We start from the raw sequence: 15277 nt of genomic DNA on the forward strand, positions 1-15277 counted from the left end.
CGAGAACCCCGGAACGCGACAGGCCCCCGACCGGAACCCGGTCGGGGGCCTGCGCCGTCACGAAGGTGCGATCAGACCTTCCGCACGTTCTGGGCCTGCGGACCCTTGGTGCCCTGGCCGATCTCGAACTCGACCCGCTGGTTCTCCTCCAGGGTCCGGAAACCCTGGCCCTGGATCTCCGAGTAGTGGACGAAGACGTCCGGCCCGCCGTTCTCCTGGGCGATGAAGCCGAAGCCCTTCTCGGAGTTGAACCACTTGACAGTGCCCAGTGCCATGTACCTGCCTCCATCGCAGGAAAGCTTGGGGCTGCACCATGCAGCCCCGGCCGTCCCGGGGCGTTCCCCCCGCCGCCTCCAGCGAGGGGCGCACGCCCGCGTGTCGTTCCGCGAGCGTGAGACACGAACACAGAAACCACGGCCTGCGCAGGCGAGCGTATCGGTTGACCACGCCCAGCACTACCCGCTTCCCGGCTCGTGGCGCTACTTCTCGGTGACCTGCGGCGGGTCCGGCAGCTGCACGCCGGCCTGCCCGATGTTGCGCTCCAACGCCTTGCGCCACTCGCCGGTGTCGATCATCTTCTGGATCGCCGCGCTCACGTCCGCCCGGCCCCGGTCGTCGCCCTTCGCGAGGCCGACGCCGTACCGCTCGGTGGTGAAGGTGTCGCCGACCAGCTTGAGCAGCTCCGGGTTCTCCGCCACGTACCCGGCGAGGATCGCCTCGTCCGTCGTGACGGCGTCGACGTTGCCCGCCAGCAGGGCGGTCACGCAGTCCGAGTACTGGCCGTACTCCACCAGCCGCACGCCCTGCGCGAACTCGGCCTTCACCTTCTGCGCGGAGGTCGACCCGCTGACCGAGCAGAGCTTCTTGTCGTTCAACGCCTGCGGACCGGTGACGGCCTCCTCGGTGAAGCGGACCAGCAGGCCCTGGCCGGTCTGGAAGTACGGGCCCGCGAAGGCCACCCGCTCCTTGCGCTGGTCGGTGATCGAGTAGGTGGCGACGACGAAGTCCACCTCGCCGTCGGCGATCAACCGCTCGCGGTCGGCGGACCTGGCTTCCTTCCAGGTGATCCCGGACTCGGGCACGCCGAGCTGCTGCGCCACGTACTTGGCGACGTCCACGTCGAACCCGACGTACTTGCCGTCGATCCGGCGCTGCGCCATCCCCGGCTGGTCGAACCGGATGCCGACGGTCAGCGCGCCGTCGTCGGCCTTGCCCTTGAGCGTGTCGTCGGCCGCGCCACCGCATGCGGCGACGAGCGTGAGGGCTGCCACCACCGCGGTCGCGGGCAGCAGTCGTCGGAACAGCATGGCTGCGAACCTCTCGGTGCTCGGGTACCGCGGCGCGGATCGCGCGCCGGGCGGTTCCTCATGCTAGGCACCGGTTTCCGCCCCACCGGTGCGACGAACGTCTCATCAGATCAACACACTAGGCCATTCGGCCCAGGAATCGGTGTGACGTCGCGCATCCCGGTGCGTGTCTCGGGAAAGCCTTACGGCAGCAGTGAACGCCGTGGTGTCGCGCTGCTCCCGAGCCGCCGGATGGCACGCATCACGTGGCCTTCCGTCACGTTCCAGCGAATCCGCGTCGGCACCAGCCGGGCCGCCGCGCGCAACCCGCGCAGCAGCGCCGTGGCGGTCGACGCGGGGTACGGGCGGTGCCCGTGCAGAGCGATCGCCCACGGCGGCAGCAACGAGTACGCGAGGTGGCCGAGCAACGGCTCGTAGACGTCGAGCCCGAGCTTCAGCAGGCCGGTCACCGGCGGCCGGTGCAGGAACCGGTACACCACCTCGGAATCGTCGGTGCGGCGCAGCGCGGGGATCGTCGCGGCGAAGTACTCGGCCACTGCGGCGGCGCTGCCCGGCACCTCGTCCGCGTGCAGGCCGACGAGCGCCGCGGTGCGCCGCTGCTCGTCGTAGTAGCGGTCGACCTGGGCGTCGGTGAGCCGGTAGCCGGCGCGGCGCAGCACCGTGACGAACGCGTGCACCTCGGCGCAGTGCACCCACAGCAGCAGTTCCGGGTCGTCGACGCGGTACCGGCGGCCGGACCCGTCCTGCGCGCGCAGCGAGCGGTGCACCGAGCGCACCCTGGCCGCGGCGGCCCGCACCTCCTCGGTGGTGCCGTAGCTGACCGTGCCGACGAAGCTCGCGGTGCGCCGCAAGCGGCCCAACGGGTCCCGCCGGAAGGACGAGTTCTGCACGATCGCCGCGACCGCGAGCGGGTGCAGCGACTGGAGGTAGAGGCTCGTGATCCCCGCGACCCACATCGCCGGGTCGGCGTGCAACTGCCAGGTCACCGTGCCAGGGCCCAGGATGCCCACGTCGGACGACATGATCCGATGGTGCCACAGGCGTGATCACCGGCCGGGGGCCAAGATGTGGTCCATGGAACTCGACCGGGCCCGTGACTTCATCCGCCGCAACCCGCGTGCCGTGCTGGCGACGTACCGCCCCGACGGCTCACCGCAGATGTCCCCCGTGCTCGCGTCCGTCGACGACGCGGGTTTCGTGGTGGTCAGCACGCGTGAGACCGCCTACAAGGTGCGGCAGGTCCGCGCCGACCCGCGCGTGGCGCTGTGCTTCATGACGGAGGGGTTCTTCGGCGAGTGGATCCAGGTGGAGGGCACGGCGAGCGTCGTGCCGCTGCCCGCGGCGATGGAGCCGCTGGTCGACCTGTACCGGCGGATCTCCGGCGAGCACCCGGACTGGGACGACTACCGCGCGGCGATGGTCCGTGAACGGCGCGTCGTGCTGCGGGTGGACCTGCACCGCGCCGGCCCGGACCGCAGCGGCTGAGGCCGGCCCCCGGCGCGGCTCCCGCGCGGTGTGCGCGGGAGCCGGAAATCCGCGTGGCGTAACGCCTTTGACCGACTCGGCGATTCCACGTGACCACCGTGGTGTCGCGTCTGGAGCGGGTACCGATGAGCAGGATCAGCCGTACCGGCATCGCCGGGTCGGCGGGCGCGTTGGCGTGCGGCGCCCTGCTGTTCCTGGTGATCACGGCCTACGAGCCGCGTCCGGTGGACGTCCGGCGGGTCGACCTGAGCCCCGTGCAGCCGGGCGTGCTCAGCGCCACCCACACCACCGTGCTCAAGCCGGTGCAGTCCACCACGACCACGGTGGTGGCCGCGCCGCCGCCGCGCCTCGAAGTCCCGGTGGCCACCACGGCGGAACCGACCGCGACGACCACCACCACCGTCGAGACACCGCCCGCCACCACTACCGCACCGCCGTCCACACCGCCGTCGCGCCAGCGCCCCCACCGACCCCACCGCTGCGACAACGCCTACGTGACGGACGGCGTGTGCGTGCCGTGGCTGTTCCCGCCGGGCCTGTTCCCGCCGGGGCTGGGGCGCGCCTGTGAGTGGTTGCGGGACCAGGGTGTGACGCGCATCGAGGTCCGGGGCCACGACCGCCACCGGCTGGACCGGGACCGGGACGGCCTCGCCTGCGAGGTGCCCGACGACCAGCCGCGTCACCACCGGCCGACCAGGCAGCGGCCGAAGGCCGACCCGCGCACCGCGCCGCCGGCGACCGCCGACACCGCGCCGCCGACCGCGGGTCCGCGATCCCCTCGCCCTTCGTGACGGTGGTCGCCGTCGGCTCGACGGCGTCGCCCCGCGCGGCGTCCGGCGTCGACCGGGGGAACCGCGCGGGATCGGCCGTCGGTCCGCCGAACCCGGCAGCGCGCGCAGGTCGTCCTCTTCGGCCCGCACCTGGTCGCCCGGTCACGGCGCGCCCTCCGCGGCCGGGGGTTCCCGTGACGACCGTCCACAGTGGCCTCGGGCAACACGGTGGTCCGACCACTCGATCAGCCGACGGGCGCGGCGTTCCCGTCGCGCTGGGAGGAGGATGGCGGGCGTGCGGCTACGCCATCAGGCGGGGCGCAAGCCGAGCATCCCCCGCAGCACCGTCCGCACGGCGTCACCCGGCGCGAAGTCGGGTTGCGGGTTGGCCAACTGGTTCGTGAGCAGCCCGTCGACCACCGCCAGCAGCAGGCGGAAGTCGCGCGGCGGGTCGGTCGAGCCCAGCGCGCGCACCAGCGGCGCGGCCCACCCGGCGATGCGGCGGTGCGCGTCGGCGATCCGCCTGCCCAGGTCCGGCCGGACGGCCGCCTCCACGAACACCGCGTGCCGGGCCAGCGTGAGCACCCGCTCGCGGGCCAGCTCCTCCACCAGGCGACCGACGGCGGTGGCGAACCCGTCCGGCGTCGAGACGTCGTCGGCGAGCCGGCCCCACAGCTCGGTCTCCCGCTCCAGCAGCCGGTCGACCACGCCGGCGACCAGCGCGTCCCTGGTGCGGAAGTGGTTGGACGAGGAGCCCTCGGGGAGGCCGGCGGCGGCGTCGACGGCCCGGTGCGTCAGGCCGCGCGGCCCGGTCGTGCCGAGCACCCGGATCGCCGCGTCGAGCACCTGCTGCCGCCTGGTCACGACCCGGCACACTACACCCGTAGTAGTCGGTACTACATCTGTAGTACGGTCGCGGCATGAGAGCAGCGGTGATCGGCGGAGGGGTGGGCGGCCTGGCGGCGGCCATCGGCCTGCACCAGTCGGGGTGGGCCGTCACGGTCCACGAGCGCGCGGCGAGCCTGCCCGCGACCGGCACGGGGTTGGGCATCTGGCGCGACGCCATCGAGGCGCTGGACCGGCTCGGCCTGGGCGCGACCGCCCGGCAGGTCGGCCGCAGGCAGCCCGAGGGCGCGCTGCGCAGGCCGGACGGTTCGCGCATCGGGCCGTTGCGGGCGGACGTGCACCTGCTGACCAGGCCGGCGCTGCTGGCGCTGCTGGCCGAGGCCCTCCCCGAGGGCGCCATCCGGTTCGGTTCGACCGCGAGGTGGCAGGACTGCGACCACGACCTGGTCGTGGCGGCGGACGGCATCGACAGCGCCACCCGCCGGTCCCTGTTCGGCGTCGAGGTGCGTCGCTCGGGCTCGATCGGGTGGCGGGGGACCGCGGACGTCGAGGTGGCGGCCGGCGGCGAGACGTGGGGCCGGGGCGTGAAGTTCGGGCTGACCCCGCAGGCCGACGGCCGCACCAACTGGTACGCCCTGACCGGCCCCGACGCCGACGTGCACGAGGTGTTCCGCGACTGGCACGACCCCATCCCGCGGGTGCTGGCGGGGTCGGCGGAGGTCCTGCGCCACTCCCTGGACTACCTGCCGCCGCTGCCGACCTACCACCAGGGGCGGGTGGTGCTGCTGGGCGACGCCGCGCACGCGATGACGCCGGACCTGGGTCAGGGGGCCTGCCAGGCGATCATCGACGGCGTGTCGCTGGTCGAGTGCTTGAACACGCACGACCTCCCGGCCGGGCTGGTCGCCTACGACGCGCTCCGCCGGCGGAAGACCCAGCGCATGGTGAGGCAGTCGCTGGCGCTCAACCGCTTGGCGCGGGCGCGGCGCTTCACCGGCGTGCGGAACGCGGTGCTGAAGGCGGCGCTCGCCCTGCAACCGCGGCGGGAGTCGTGGAGCGCCGACCTGGAACCGGACGAGTCGGCCGGCTGACCCGGTCAGCCGCGGGGGAGCTTCCGGGCGGACGGCGGCGGCACGACGGGCCCGATGTCCCCGTCGGGCGCGGTGTCCAGGTCGACGATCACCGGTGCGTGATCGCTGGGACCGGCGCCCTTGCGGGCGTGCCGGTCCACCCAGGCGGCCCGCACCCGTCCGGCCACCGCGCCCGACGCCAGGACGAGGTCGATCCGCATACCCAGGTCCTGGTGGAACCGGCCGGCGCGGTAGTCCCAGTAGGTGAAGACCCGCTCGTCCGGCCACCGGTCGCGGACCACGTCGCGGAGGCCGAGGTCCTGCAGGGCGGTCAACGCGCGGCGTTCGGGTTCCGTGACGTGCGTGTGGCCGACGTAGGCGGCCGGGTCGAACACGTCGGCGTCCGTTGGGGCGATGTTGACGTCGCCGCAGACGAGGAGGTCTTCACGCTCACCGGCCAGGACGTCCCGCAGGGCGGCCAGCCAGGCCAACTTGTAGGCGTAGTGGTCGGAGTCGGGCACCCGGCCGTTCGGGACGTAGACGGAGTAGACGCGCACCCCACCACAGGTGGCGGCCACCGCCCGCGCTTCGGGGTGGGGGAAGCCGGGGGCGCCGGCGACGCCGGTGACGACGTCGGCCAGTCCCACCTTGGACAGGATCGCGACCCCGTTCCAGCGCCCTTCGCCGTGGGCGGCGGCCTGGTAGCCGCGTTCGGCCAGGGCGTCGCGGAGGAGGGCGTCGAACGCGTCGTCGGCCAGCTTGGTCTCCTGCAGGCAGACGACGTCGGGGGCTCGCTGGTCCAGCCAGGGCAGCAACCGGGGCATCCGCTGCTTGACCGAGTTGACGTTCCACGTAGCCACCCGCACACGAGCACGGTAACCGCAGCCACCGACCCCGGCCACCGCCTCCGAGCCGGCTATCGTCAGCCTCGTGGAACGAGTCGTCGGCCTCGACTCGGCGGCCCGCGAGATCGAGGCACGACGGCCGACCTGGGAGCGCGCGGGGTTCGCCGTCGGAGCGTTTTGACGTGGCGCGACGGGGGCGATCGTCCTGCCTCGGGCCCAGCCACTCCGCCAGGGTGAGGCTCTGCGCCTGGCGGTAGGCGCGGAAAGTCCGGCCGAGATGAGGCGCGACTGGAACGATGATCTTCCTCCGGGGCGGCGATCACCCGGCCGCGCTGCTGCCGACGCGCTCGGCCCGGTGCTCAGCGACGAGCGCGAACAAATCGGGGCAAAAGTGTGGCGGTGATCTCGGCACACCGAAGCCCCAGGCGGCTGACCTGGGGCTTTGGTGGGCCGCCAGGGGCTCGAACCCTGAACCCGCAGGTTGTGGATCTTGGTCCTTATTGTCCACTATTAGTTGCTTTACCCTGTCGCCACCTGAGAGGTTTCCGAACGTAAATTCCCATGGGGGACGGTTCACTGCCGCCGCTTGCCGTTGTTTTCGAGGGGTAATCAAGGGAGTTGGACTTGAACTTCACTTGACTTGTACATCCTCATACGACAACCGGGCAAGAAGTCAGCTACGCGAAGCCCCACAGTGCCAAAACAGTTCACCGCACGAGCCACTCCCAGTAACCCTGGGCGTTGGACACCTTGTTCGCGTCGTCGGGAAGGTAGACCTCGACAGCTCCGGCGTACTTCTTTCCTGGCAGCCAATCCTCGTCGCCGAACCCAATGCGACTTCCCTCCGGCGCACACCTCCAAGTGAGGGACGGGTTGATTCTCCCACTGGCGACACCGCTCGCACTGATCGCCGCGAACTGCGTGAATAGGCCCGAGGGCAAATCCGAGACGTCGTATGCACTACCCGTCTGGACTTCGATCCACAGCAGCTTGCGAGTCGTCCCGACGGGCGGCGGGTCACCCACATAGCCACCTGTGCAGTCCGTCATCTTACTGAGTGTGAATTTGAGGGTACATTCAGCACCTGAACAGCCGCCACTTGCCTGCTCTCCTAATTGGAACAGGCTCGTCTTGGGAACGGCCGATGTAGGCGATGGAGTTGTGGTTCGAGTTGTCGTAGCAGTCGCGGTGGTCTGCGTTACAGCCGAAGAGATACTTGAGGGCCGTTCACCTTCCGAACATCCGGCGAGCGATACCGACAGTAGAACCGCGAGAACAAGGCAAGCACGCATACCTCCGATCGGCTCGGTAATCGCAGCCAACCAACGATCCGTTAGCAGATAGCTGTACGCGCCTAACCGGCAACTGTCAGTTACACGTGTTCGCGTCGAGCATCACACTGTCAGCAAACTGAACGCCAAAAGCGTCCACACGGACAGAAGTCACACCCGTCGACTGAGGGCTTGGCAGTGTCGCCGGTGGCGGCCGTTGCGGTCGACAGTACCTATACCTGCACCCCATGTTGGGGCAAGCCTGTCGACTGGCCGATGCCACCAAGGCGTCGAACTGTCCACAGGTGCGTCAGCCGAACGCCCCGACCACCCCTTGGCGGATCACCTGGCACTGTGCCGACTTATGACCTGACGGATTGTTGGCGGTCACCCTTATGACCTGCCGTTCCATGCCAGGACCTACTATCAGCAGCGCTCTTAGCATTCGCGAATGACCACAGTGGTTCGTCCTTCGTGGTCGCTTGTCGTAGTTTTGTGGGGCAAAAGTGAGGCGTTGATCTTTCTCCCGCTCACGCGGGGAAGACGCTCCGATCCGCGTCGCGGCGGCACCGCGCGGCGGACCACCCCCGCTCGCGCGGGGAAGACTGCGTTTCGTTCTTGATCACGAACGTAGGGCGCGGACCACCCCCGCTCGCGCGGGGAAGACGCAGACAGCACACGTCGCAGTGGGCCATGCGCCGGACCACCCCCGCTCGCGCGGGGAAGACACTTCGTGACCTGCGACTATACCCACGCCTACCCCGGTTTTCATTCGGTTCAGCCCAGTCTCGAAACTGGCCGATGCCCGCTTCAGACAAGCACCCGACGATGCCGGCCGACCACCGCCGATCTTCTCCATACGAGGGGCTTCGTGTCATCCCGTCGACCTGGCGCAGCCCTGTCACGCGAGCCGGGGGCCTGCGACATGCCCGACCGACCGGCGGGTGCGGCGCCAGGCTCGCAGGCCCCCGGCTCGCGTGATAGCCCTTCGGGAGGTCGTCGGGATGACACGTCGCCCCGGTCCCCGCCGGGTCCGGAAGCAGCCACGGACACCGGTCATCCTGTTGGCCTGCCGCGCGGCGAGCGCATCTTGGGTCTTTTGCGGTCGCCTTCGGGGGCCGCTGGCCGTTCCTCACCGACGGCGGGACCGGTGCCCATGCCTCGTGCGGCACGCCCGGACGCCGCCAGGCGGCCTTGGGCGGGCCGCACAACACCGGGGTGCCGGTCTCCGCCGTCGGCCTGGCACCAACGGCCAGCGGCCCCCGAAGGGGGCCGCCTTGATGAAGAAAAGAAACTCTGAACACGACCGCATCAAGCCCAGCTACTTGGAGTGCAGCGTTCGTGACTCTGATAGCGCGTCACGTTAGGAGCATGTCACGACCTCGAAGAGGTCTTCGAACGTATACGGCTTGAGCACTCTGAGAGTCCCGGCGATGAACGGTATGCCTGGGCGGGAGGTGCCTTCCAGGACCCGCATCACGTTGGAGCGGTTTACGTTCATCGCCTGTGCGAGTCCGTACACGCTGGTGTAGCCCGCGAGGAGTGCAGCCTTACGGAACGCCTCGCGCTTGAGTCTGATGGTTGACTTCATCCCAGCCTCGTGACATGTCGCGATAGCACGCTGTGCACGGATGTCGTGTGCATGACGACTACAGCGGCTCGGAGTTCTCCTCGGAGCTGCTTGAGCCTGAGCCCGTAACAGCGGTGACGCAGTGGCCGTCGATGCCTTCGGCGAGGTTGACGAAGTCCAGAGCGCGCCGGGTGCTGTCGGCGGCGTGGGTCGTGGTTCCGTCGGGGAAGATGGTAACGACCTGGTCGGGGCGGAGCTTGATGATCCAGGCTGCGACGGCCTCGTCCTCGTCCACTACCGCGTAGAGGTTCGGTACTTGCTGCGCGACCGTGCAGGGTGATGACGTCATGGCGATCTACTTTCACATTTCCTGTGGTGATGTGATCACGATCGTGGGCAATGGGCGGAAGATTCCATACCCTTCACCGATACCACCATCGGGCCGACCACTATCCCCAGTTCAGGCTGATGGCAGGCCGATCATCGTCACACCTTCAGGTGACTGCGGATCTGGGCCCAACGGTGGAGGCTGCTCACCGCGTGTGCTTCTGACGGGCTGGTTCACGCTTGGGTGCGTGCGCCCATAGCGGGAAGTAGTGCGCCGGAGAGGTCGAGGAAGTCGCAGACGGCGGGTGAGTCGCGGTGTTCGCGAAGGCGGGTGCGGAGGTCGGTGACCGCCTCGACCGAGCGGGAGGACTTCACGGTTGCAGCGAGTTTGGCGGCGGCCATGCCCGCGGATGCGGCGGTCTCCAGGTCGTGCTGGTCGATCGCGGCGCGGGACAGGGCTGCCTGGGCCATCGAGCCTCGGCGGGCGCGGTTCTGGCGTTCCGATTCGGCGATCGACAGTGCGGCGAAGTGGGCGGCTTCCTCGGGGCGTTGGAGGTCGCGGAAGGTGTGGGCGTACTCGCCGTTGAGGTAGGCCGGGTCGATGAAGCGTGCCCACTCGGGTTCGTCGGAGTGGTCGACGGCGGCGAACGCGGCTTCGGAGCGGTGCACGCTGCGGGCCGCTGCCTTCGCGTCACCCATCGCGGCCTCGGCGCGGGCCTGCAACGCCCACAGGTCGGCCAGGCAGGCGGCGGAGTGACCCTGCGCGAGTCCGGCCCGCCCGGCCTTGGCGAGTTGGACGGCGTGGTCCGGGTTGCCGGTGAGGGTGGCCTGGTCGGACAGGCCCGCCAGGACGTGCGCGCCCAGCTCGGGGCTGCCGGCGGCCTGGGCCAAGCGGAGAGACTGGATCAGGTAGCGCTGGGCCAGGGAGTGTTCGCCGTTGTCGAAGGCCATCCACCCCAACAGGTAGAGCTGTTCGGCGGCGGCCTCGAACAACGCACGGCCGTTCTCGGTCGACGGGTCGTTGCTGCGCAGCAGCGGCACGACGTGGGAGGTGAGGTAGGCCGAGAGCTGTGCGCGGGCGTGGCCGCCGCCGCGCATGACGTCCAGCTCCTGGAACACGCCGAACGTTCGACGGATCGCCGCGACCTGCTCACCACTGACCTTGCCGCGAGCCGCACCCGCCTCGTCCAGCGTGGCCAGCAGCCAGTCCCGGCTGGGGGCAACGGAAGCGGCGACGCTGAACAGCGCGCCGGTGAGGAAAGTCCTGCGCTCCATGTCGTGTCTCCCGAGTTCGGCGACCACCTCCACCGTAGCCAGGAGCGACGCCGCGTAGGAGAGTCCAAGGTCCGAGAGTGATTGTTCTTGCGCCCGTTGGGTTTCGTGTACCTCGGGCGGTCCGGCGTTGAACCATCGCAGGTGCCGCGGCACGCGGAGGGCGTTGCACCAACGTTCCAGGCGTTCCAGGTCGGTCACGGGGCGGCGGGATCGCTCGACTTCGCTCACCCTGCCCTGCGTCAGGTCGAGCCACTCCGCCAGGGTGACCTGCGGCAGCGTGGGGCTCTGCGCTTGGCGGTAAGCGCGGAAGACCTGGCCGATGTTGCGGACTCGAACGCTTCGCGGATCGTGGGCTGAGCCCAGAACTCCGCGGGCAGGGCCGGCGCCTGCACGGCCTGAGCGGCCGCGCAGCGTCCGTCCCCAGCTCCACCGGCACCGTCCGGAAAGCCACTAACGTACGCAACCGGGCCTGGAAGCCCTTCCTGAAGCGCACGGGCTACGAGTGGGTGACCTTCCGGACGTTCCGGCGGACCGTCGCGACGCTGCTGGACCAGGCGGGCCTGACCGCCCGGCAGATCGCGGACATCCTCGGCCACTCCCGGCCGTCGATGACGCAGGACGTCTACATGGGGCGGCGTTCCCCAGGCCGTGCCGCTGCCGACGCGCTGGGCTCGGTGATCAGCGACGAGCGCGAACAAATCGGGGCAAAAGTGTGGCGGTGATCTTGATAAGCCGAAGCCCCAGGCCGCTGACCTGGGGCTTTGGTGGGCCGCCAGGGGCTCGAACCCTGAACCCGCGGATTAAAAGTCCGCTGCTCTGCCAGTTGAGCTAGCGGCCCGTCGTCAAGGCTAGTGGAAGACGGCCGCCCGGTTCGATCGTGGTGACGTCACGTGGTGCGCGCCACAGGCGTGTCCGGATCGGTGGGCGCACCCCGACCGGGGCACCGCGGGCCGCACGTCCGGCCAAGCGCGGCCCGCACCCGATTCCGGCTGTGTCGTCCGCCACTGCCCACGCTGGGCGACAATGGCACGGATGTCCATCGCACCAGAGACCACCAAGTCCCTCCGGATCGGCCCGTACGCGGTCGACCCGGCGGTCGTGCTCGCGCCGATGGCGGGCATCACCAACGTCGCCTTCCGGCAGCTGTGCCGGGAGTTCGGCAGCCCCACGTCGCTCTACGTCTGCGAGATGATCACCGCGCGGGCCGTGGTCGAGCGGGACGCCAAGACGATGGAGATGATCACGTTCGGCGAGCACGAGCACCCCCGGTCGCTCCAGCTCTACGGCGTCGACCCCGCCTCCATGAGCGAGGCCACCAAAATCATCGTCGGCGAGGACCGCGCCGACCACATCGACATGAACTTCGGCTGCCCCGTCCCGAAGGTGACCCGCAAGGGCGGCGGCGCGGCGCTGCCGTACAAGCGGCGGCTGTTCCGGGAGATCGTGCGGGCCGCCGTGCGCGCCGCCGAGCCGGCCGGGGTGCCGGTGACGGTCAAGTTCCGGATCGGCATCGACGACGAGCACCTCACCTACCTCGACGCCGGGCGGATCGCCGAGGACGAGGGGGCGCAAGCGGTTGCGCTGCACGCGCGGACCGCCGCCCAGCGGTACTCCGGCCAGGCCGACTGGTCGGCCATCGCGCGGCTCAAGGAGGCGGTCGGCTCGATCCCCGTGCTCGGCAACGGTGACATCTTCAGCGCGCGGGACGCGCTGGACATGGTGGCCCGCACCGGGTGCGACGGCGTCGTGGTCGGGCGCGGCTGCCTGGGGCGGCCGTGGCTGTTCGGCGAGCTCCAGGCCGCCTTCCGCGGCGAGCCGATCCCGCCGGGACCGACGCTGGGCCGGGTCGCCGCGATCCTGGGGCGGCACGGGCGCCTGCTCGCCGACCACCTCGGCGAGGACAAGGGGATGCGCGACCTGCGCAAGCACGTGGCCTGGTACCTGAAGGGCTTCCCGGTGGGCGCGGAGCTGCGGCGCGGCCTGGCGATGGTCTCCACGCTCGGCGAGCTCGACGACCTGCTCGGCGCGCTGGACCCGCACGCCGAGTTCCCGCCGGACGCCGAGGGCCCGCGCGGGCGGCAGGGCTCGCCGGCGAAGGTCGTGCTGCCCGAGGGCTGGCTGGACGACCCGGAGGACGCGACCGTGCCGGTGGGCGCCGACGTGATGCACTCCGGTGGCTGACCCGGTGCTGCGGGTCGCGGCGGTCGCGCTCTGCCTGCTCGCGCTGACCGCCTGCGGCCCGCGGGTGAGCGGCACGGCACGCCCGCTCAAGGTCACCGACGTCGAGCGCGAGCTGGTGACCAGCTACTTCACCGCGTTGAACGAGGCGGGCGCGCAGGGCGTCGCCGAGCAGCGCGAACTGCTCGCCGAGACGCAGCACCCCGACTTCCGCGACGCCGGCTGCGAGCCGCCCGGCGGCACGATCAGGGTCGAGCCGACCCTGTCCACGCTGCGGCTCGACCCGTCCTGGACGCCGCCCGGCGAGGACGAGCACCCGCGCGGCGTGGTGCTGGTGATCGCCGTCACGCTGACCGTCGTGCGGGACGGCGCGGAGGTCGGCAGCCAGATCGGCTCCCAGCACATCGTCCTGCTCAACGGGAAGGCGTACGGGTTCGCGCCCTGCGCGGGCTGACCCCCGGCGGGGCGACCACGCACGGCGCACGATCCGGCACGCTGACCGCTGAACGTCACCGTTTCGGAGCAGTGCACGGTCAACCAGTCGAGGGAAATCCTCCTTTGACGCGTCCCGCCGGCTCAAGCGCCGCCTCCTAGGGGACGACACCTTGGCAAGTAGGGAGGTGAGCGCGATGACCGCACTGCGACCCGAGGTCGCCGACAGCGACCGCGGCCCGGACGACCCGGACCGGACCGCGTCGGAGGGCACCGGTCTGGTGCAGCTGCACGAGTCGATCGCCACCCTGCTCGCCTCCCGAGGCCAGTGGCGGCAGGCGTACCAGCACCTGAGGTCGGCGTTCGACCTGGTCTCCGCGGACCAGGACGTGCAGCCGCAGGTGCCCGAGCAGCTCCGCCGCGAGGTCGACCGGCTGCGGCGCGAGCACGCCGAGGCCCGCGAGCAGAGCCTGCGGGACAGCCTGACCGACAGCTACAACCGCAGATACCTGGACCAGCGGCTGCTGGACATGGTGCCCGAGCACGGCGTCGGCGACGGCCTGGCCATCGCCCTGATCGACCTGGACTGGTTCAAGCAGGTCAACGACACCTTCGGGCACCTGCTGGGCGACCGGGTCCTCCAGCGGGTCGTCGAGCTGCTCCAGGAGGAGCTGCCGGAGGGCGGGTTCTGCGCCCGGTACGGCGGCGAGGAGTTCGTCCTGGTGCTGCCGGGGGTGGACGTCACCGCGGGGGTGGCGATCGCCGAGTCGGCGCGGCTGCGTGTCGAGCGTCACGCCTGGGCGTCCCTGGCACCCGGTTTGCGGGTGACGGTGAGCATCGGGTTGGCTTATGAGCCTCCCGTGGGGGACTCGCCGACGCGTCCCCCGGTGGCTCCGGACCAACAGCTGCTGCGCGCGGACAGCCTGCTCTACACCGCCAAGCAGTCGGGACGGAACGCCGTCGCCTATCGCGAGAACGGTCGGGTGCGCCTGGCCGGGGCCGCGGCGGGACGGCGCGGGATCGCCGAGCCGCGGGTTGCCGGTTACTGACTTCACCCGGCAATTCACCCGTTCGGCCGTAGTCTGCTGCGCACAATTGAGTACCTAGCGCCCCTGCATCACCGGCAGTGGTCGTCAGGACTGGCGGTCATCCGTAGTATCGCCGTGGCAAGTGACACGCCGTTGGTGCAACCAATGTGTCCTTGATGTCGTCAACTCGTGATGACGACCCGCTACTGACCGAATGCTGAAGGGAGACCGGGTGCCCGACGAGCCCCGCCGTGGCGGCCCCGGACCCCGAGGTGACCAGGCACCGCAGGACGACCAGCCCACCGGTCGCCGACGCCGCTCCATGGAGGGCGGCGGTGGTCTGAGCGTGTCCGAGCTGCTGGAGCAGCACAGCCGGACGAACATCCCGCGGCCCGTGCCGCCGGACCCGCACAGACCCGAGCCCTCGGGCCCGCCACCCGCCGCGCCGCAGCCGCCGCAGGGCAGGCGCTCCGCACCGCCGCCCGACGACGCCCGGCCGCCCCGCGCCGACCGCGCGGGCTACCCGCCCGCCGAGGACACCCGCCGGCCGAACGGCGCGCCACCGGACTACTTCGCACCGTCCACCGGCCGTCCGTCCACCGAGGACACCGGACGCCGCGCCCGACCCACTCCGCCGAACGGGTTGGCGCCGTCCCCTGAGGACACCGGACGCCGCCCTCGCCCCTCCGCACCCGAGGACACCGGCCGCCGGGCACGACCCACCCCACCCGAGGACACCGGACGCCGGGCCCGTCCCACCCCACCCGAGGACACCGGACGCCGGGTCCGTCCCACCGCGACGCCACCCGAGACCTTCGGCCCGTCGCCGGAAAGCACCGGGCGGCGCGCTCGCCCCTCCGCACCCGAGGACAC

General features: G+C 70.8%; 16 protein-coding genes and 1 tRNA gene. 7 read left to right on the forward strand and 10 right to left on the reverse strand.

Going from position 1 to position 15277, the window contains the following annotated elements:
- Window positions 1-71: 71 nt before the first annotated feature.
- From C8E97_RS33490 to C8E97_RS33500, 3 genes are all read right to left on the reverse strand, one after another.
- Complete coding sequence (locus C8E97_RS33490) at window positions 72-275, reverse strand: cold-shock protein (protein WP_015105489.1); 204 nt, start codon at window positions 273-275, stop codon at window positions 72-74.
- Between the two features lie 204 nt (window positions 276-479).
- Window positions 480-1307, reverse strand: a complete 828-nt coding sequence (locus tag C8E97_RS33495) for a glutamate ABC transporter substrate-binding protein (RefSeq protein WP_121010411.1) — start codon at window positions 1305-1307, stop codon at window positions 480-482.
- Window positions 1308-1489: 182 nt separating this feature from the next.
- On the reverse strand, window positions 1490-2329 hold the full coding sequence (locus tag C8E97_RS33500; RefSeq protein WP_121010414.1) for an oxygenase MpaB family protein: 840 nt from the start codon (window positions 2327-2329) through the stop codon (window positions 1490-1492).
- Between the two features lie 52 nt (window positions 2330-2381).
- Here C8E97_RS33500 and C8E97_RS33505 point away from each other — a divergent pair, with 52 nt between their 5' ends.
- Together C8E97_RS33505 and C8E97_RS33510 are read left to right on the forward strand one after the other, a co-directional pair.
- Complete coding sequence (locus C8E97_RS33505) at window positions 2382-2792, forward strand: PPOX class F420-dependent oxidoreductase (RefSeq protein ID WP_121010418.1); 411 nt, start codon at window positions 2382-2384, stop codon at window positions 2790-2792.
- Between the two features lie 125 nt (window positions 2793-2917).
- The gene (locus C8E97_RS33510) at window positions 2918-3583 is read left to right on the forward strand and encodes a hypothetical protein (protein WP_147455302.1); all 666 of its coding nucleotides are present in this window, start codon (window positions 2918-2920) and stop codon (window positions 3581-3583) included.
- A gap of 288 nt (window positions 3584-3871) precedes the next feature.
- Here the strand turns inward: C8E97_RS33510 and C8E97_RS33515 are convergent, their stop codons facing one another.
- A complete protein-coding gene (locus C8E97_RS33515; RefSeq protein ID WP_121012912.1) occupies window positions 3872-4426 on the reverse strand; it encodes a TetR/AcrR family transcriptional regulator in 555 nt (184 codons plus the stop codon).
- Between the two features lie 56 nt (window positions 4427-4482).
- Between C8E97_RS33515 and C8E97_RS33520 the strand changes: the two genes are divergently transcribed.
- Window positions 4483-5499, forward strand: a complete 1017-nt coding sequence (locus tag C8E97_RS33520; protein WP_121010424.1) for an FAD-dependent monooxygenase — start codon at window positions 4483-4485, stop codon at window positions 5497-5499.
- A 5-nt stretch (window positions 5500-5504) separates the two neighbouring features.
- Here C8E97_RS33520 and C8E97_RS33525 read toward each other — a convergent pair whose 3' ends face one another.
- The 5 genes from C8E97_RS33525 to C8E97_RS33545 form a co-directional block, all read right to left on the reverse strand.
- Window positions 5505-6344, reverse strand: coding sequence for an exodeoxyribonuclease III (locus tag C8E97_RS33525; RefSeq protein ID WP_211347182.1), 840 nt, complete (start codon window positions 6342-6344; stop codon window positions 5505-5507).
- Between the two features lie 686 nt (window positions 6345-7030).
- A complete protein-coding gene (locus tag C8E97_RS33530) occupies window positions 7031-7372 on the reverse strand; it encodes a hypothetical protein (protein ID WP_147455303.1) in 342 nt (113 codons plus the stop codon).
- 1585 nt (window positions 7373-8957) lie between these two features.
- Window positions 8958-9185: a transcriptional regulator gene (locus tag C8E97_RS33535; protein WP_121010431.1), complete on the reverse strand. Its 228-nt coding sequence runs from the start codon at window positions 9183-9185 to the stop codon at window positions 8958-8960.
- A gap of 58 nt (window positions 9186-9243) precedes the next feature.
- Entirely contained in the window at window positions 9244-9513 is a 270-nt protein-coding gene (locus C8E97_RS33540) for a hypothetical protein (RefSeq protein WP_147455304.1), read from the reverse strand.
- Between the two features lie 212 nt (window positions 9514-9725).
- Complete coding sequence (locus tag C8E97_RS33545) at window positions 9726-11177, reverse strand: helix-turn-helix domain-containing protein (RefSeq protein ID WP_342776283.1); 1452 nt, start codon at window positions 11175-11177, stop codon at window positions 9726-9728.
- Between C8E97_RS33545 and C8E97_RS33555 the strand changes: the two genes are divergently transcribed.
- Window positions 11162-11488, forward strand: a complete 327-nt coding sequence (locus C8E97_RS33555; RefSeq protein WP_281275499.1) for a tyrosine-type recombinase/integrase — start codon at window positions 11162-11164, stop codon at window positions 11486-11488. The genes C8E97_RS33545 and C8E97_RS33555 overlap by 16 nt on opposite strands.
- A gap of 40 nt (window positions 11489-11528) precedes the next feature.
- On the opposite strand, the gene C8E97_RS33560 is transcribed toward C8E97_RS33555, so the two are convergent.
- Window positions 11529-11604: transfer RNA gene (locus C8E97_RS33560), tRNA-Lys, on the reverse strand.
- A gap of 194 nt (window positions 11605-11798) precedes the next feature.
- Between C8E97_RS33560 and dusB the strand changes: the two genes are divergently transcribed.
- The 3 genes from dusB to C8E97_RS33575 all read left to right on the forward strand — a co-directional run bounded on the left by dusB (window position 11799) and on the right by C8E97_RS33575 (window position 14425).
- A complete protein-coding gene (dusB, locus tag C8E97_RS33565; RefSeq protein WP_121010444.1) occupies window positions 11799-12947 on the forward strand; it encodes a tRNA dihydrouridine synthase DusB in 1149 nt (382 codons plus the stop codon).
- Entirely contained in the window at window positions 12940-13398 is a 459-nt protein-coding gene (locus tag C8E97_RS33570) for a hypothetical protein (protein WP_246019314.1), read from the forward strand. The genes dusB and C8E97_RS33570 overlap by 8 nt, the downstream gene beginning before the upstream one ends.
- Window positions 13399-13573: 175 nt before the next feature.
- A complete protein-coding gene (locus C8E97_RS33575) occupies window positions 13574-14425 on the forward strand; it encodes a GGDEF domain-containing protein (protein ID WP_121012918.1) in 852 nt (283 codons plus the stop codon).
- The last annotated feature ends 852 nt before the right edge of the window (window positions 14426-15277 follow it).

The sequence above is a fragment of the Saccharothrix australiensis genome (assembly GCF_003634935.1).
Classification (GTDB): Bacteria; Actinomycetota; Actinomycetes; order Mycobacteriales; family Pseudonocardiaceae; genus Actinosynnema; species Actinosynnema australiense.

Coding starts and splice junctions, on each gene's coding strand:
- C8E97_RS33540 (WP_147455304.1), bottom strand. CDS start 9,513: ATGACGTCATCACCCTGCACGGTCGCGCAGCAAGTACCGAACCTCTAC.
- C8E97_RS33530 (WP_147455303.1), bottom strand. CDS start 7,372: ATGACGGACTGCACAGGTGGCTATGTGGGTGACCCGCCGCCCGTCGGG.
- C8E97_RS33575 (WP_121012918.1), top strand. CDS start 13,574: ATGACCGCACTGCGACCCGAGGTCGCCGACAGCGACCGCGGCCCGGAC.
- C8E97_RS33520 (WP_121010424.1), top strand. CDS start 4,483: ATGAGAGCAGCGGTGATCGGCGGAGGGGTGGGCGGCCTGGCGGCGGCC.
- C8E97_RS33505 (WP_121010418.1), top strand. CDS start 2,382: ATGGAACTCGACCGGGCCCGTGACTTCATCCGCCGCAACCCGCGTGCC.
- dusB (WP_121010444.1), top strand. CDS start 11,799: ATGTCCATCGCACCAGAGACCACCAAGTCCCTCCGGATCGGCCCGTAC.
- C8E97_RS33510 (WP_147455302.1), top strand. CDS start 2,918: ATGAGCAGGATCAGCCGTACCGGCATCGCCGGGTCGGCGGGCGCGTTG.
- C8E97_RS33490 (WP_015105489.1), bottom strand. CDS start 275: ATGGCACTGGGCACTGTCAAGTGGTTCAACTCCGAGAAGGGCTTCGGC.
- C8E97_RS33535 (WP_121010431.1), bottom strand. CDS start 9,185: ATGAAGTCAACCATCAGACTCAAGCGCGAGGCGTTCCGTAAGGCTGCA.
- C8E97_RS33500 (WP_121010414.1), bottom strand. CDS start 2,329: ATGTCGTCCGACGTGGGCATCCTGGGCCCTGGCACGGTGACCTGGCAG.
- C8E97_RS33495 (WP_121010411.1), bottom strand. CDS start 1,307: ATGCTGTTCCGACGACTGCTGCCCGCGACCGCGGTGGTGGCAGCCCTC.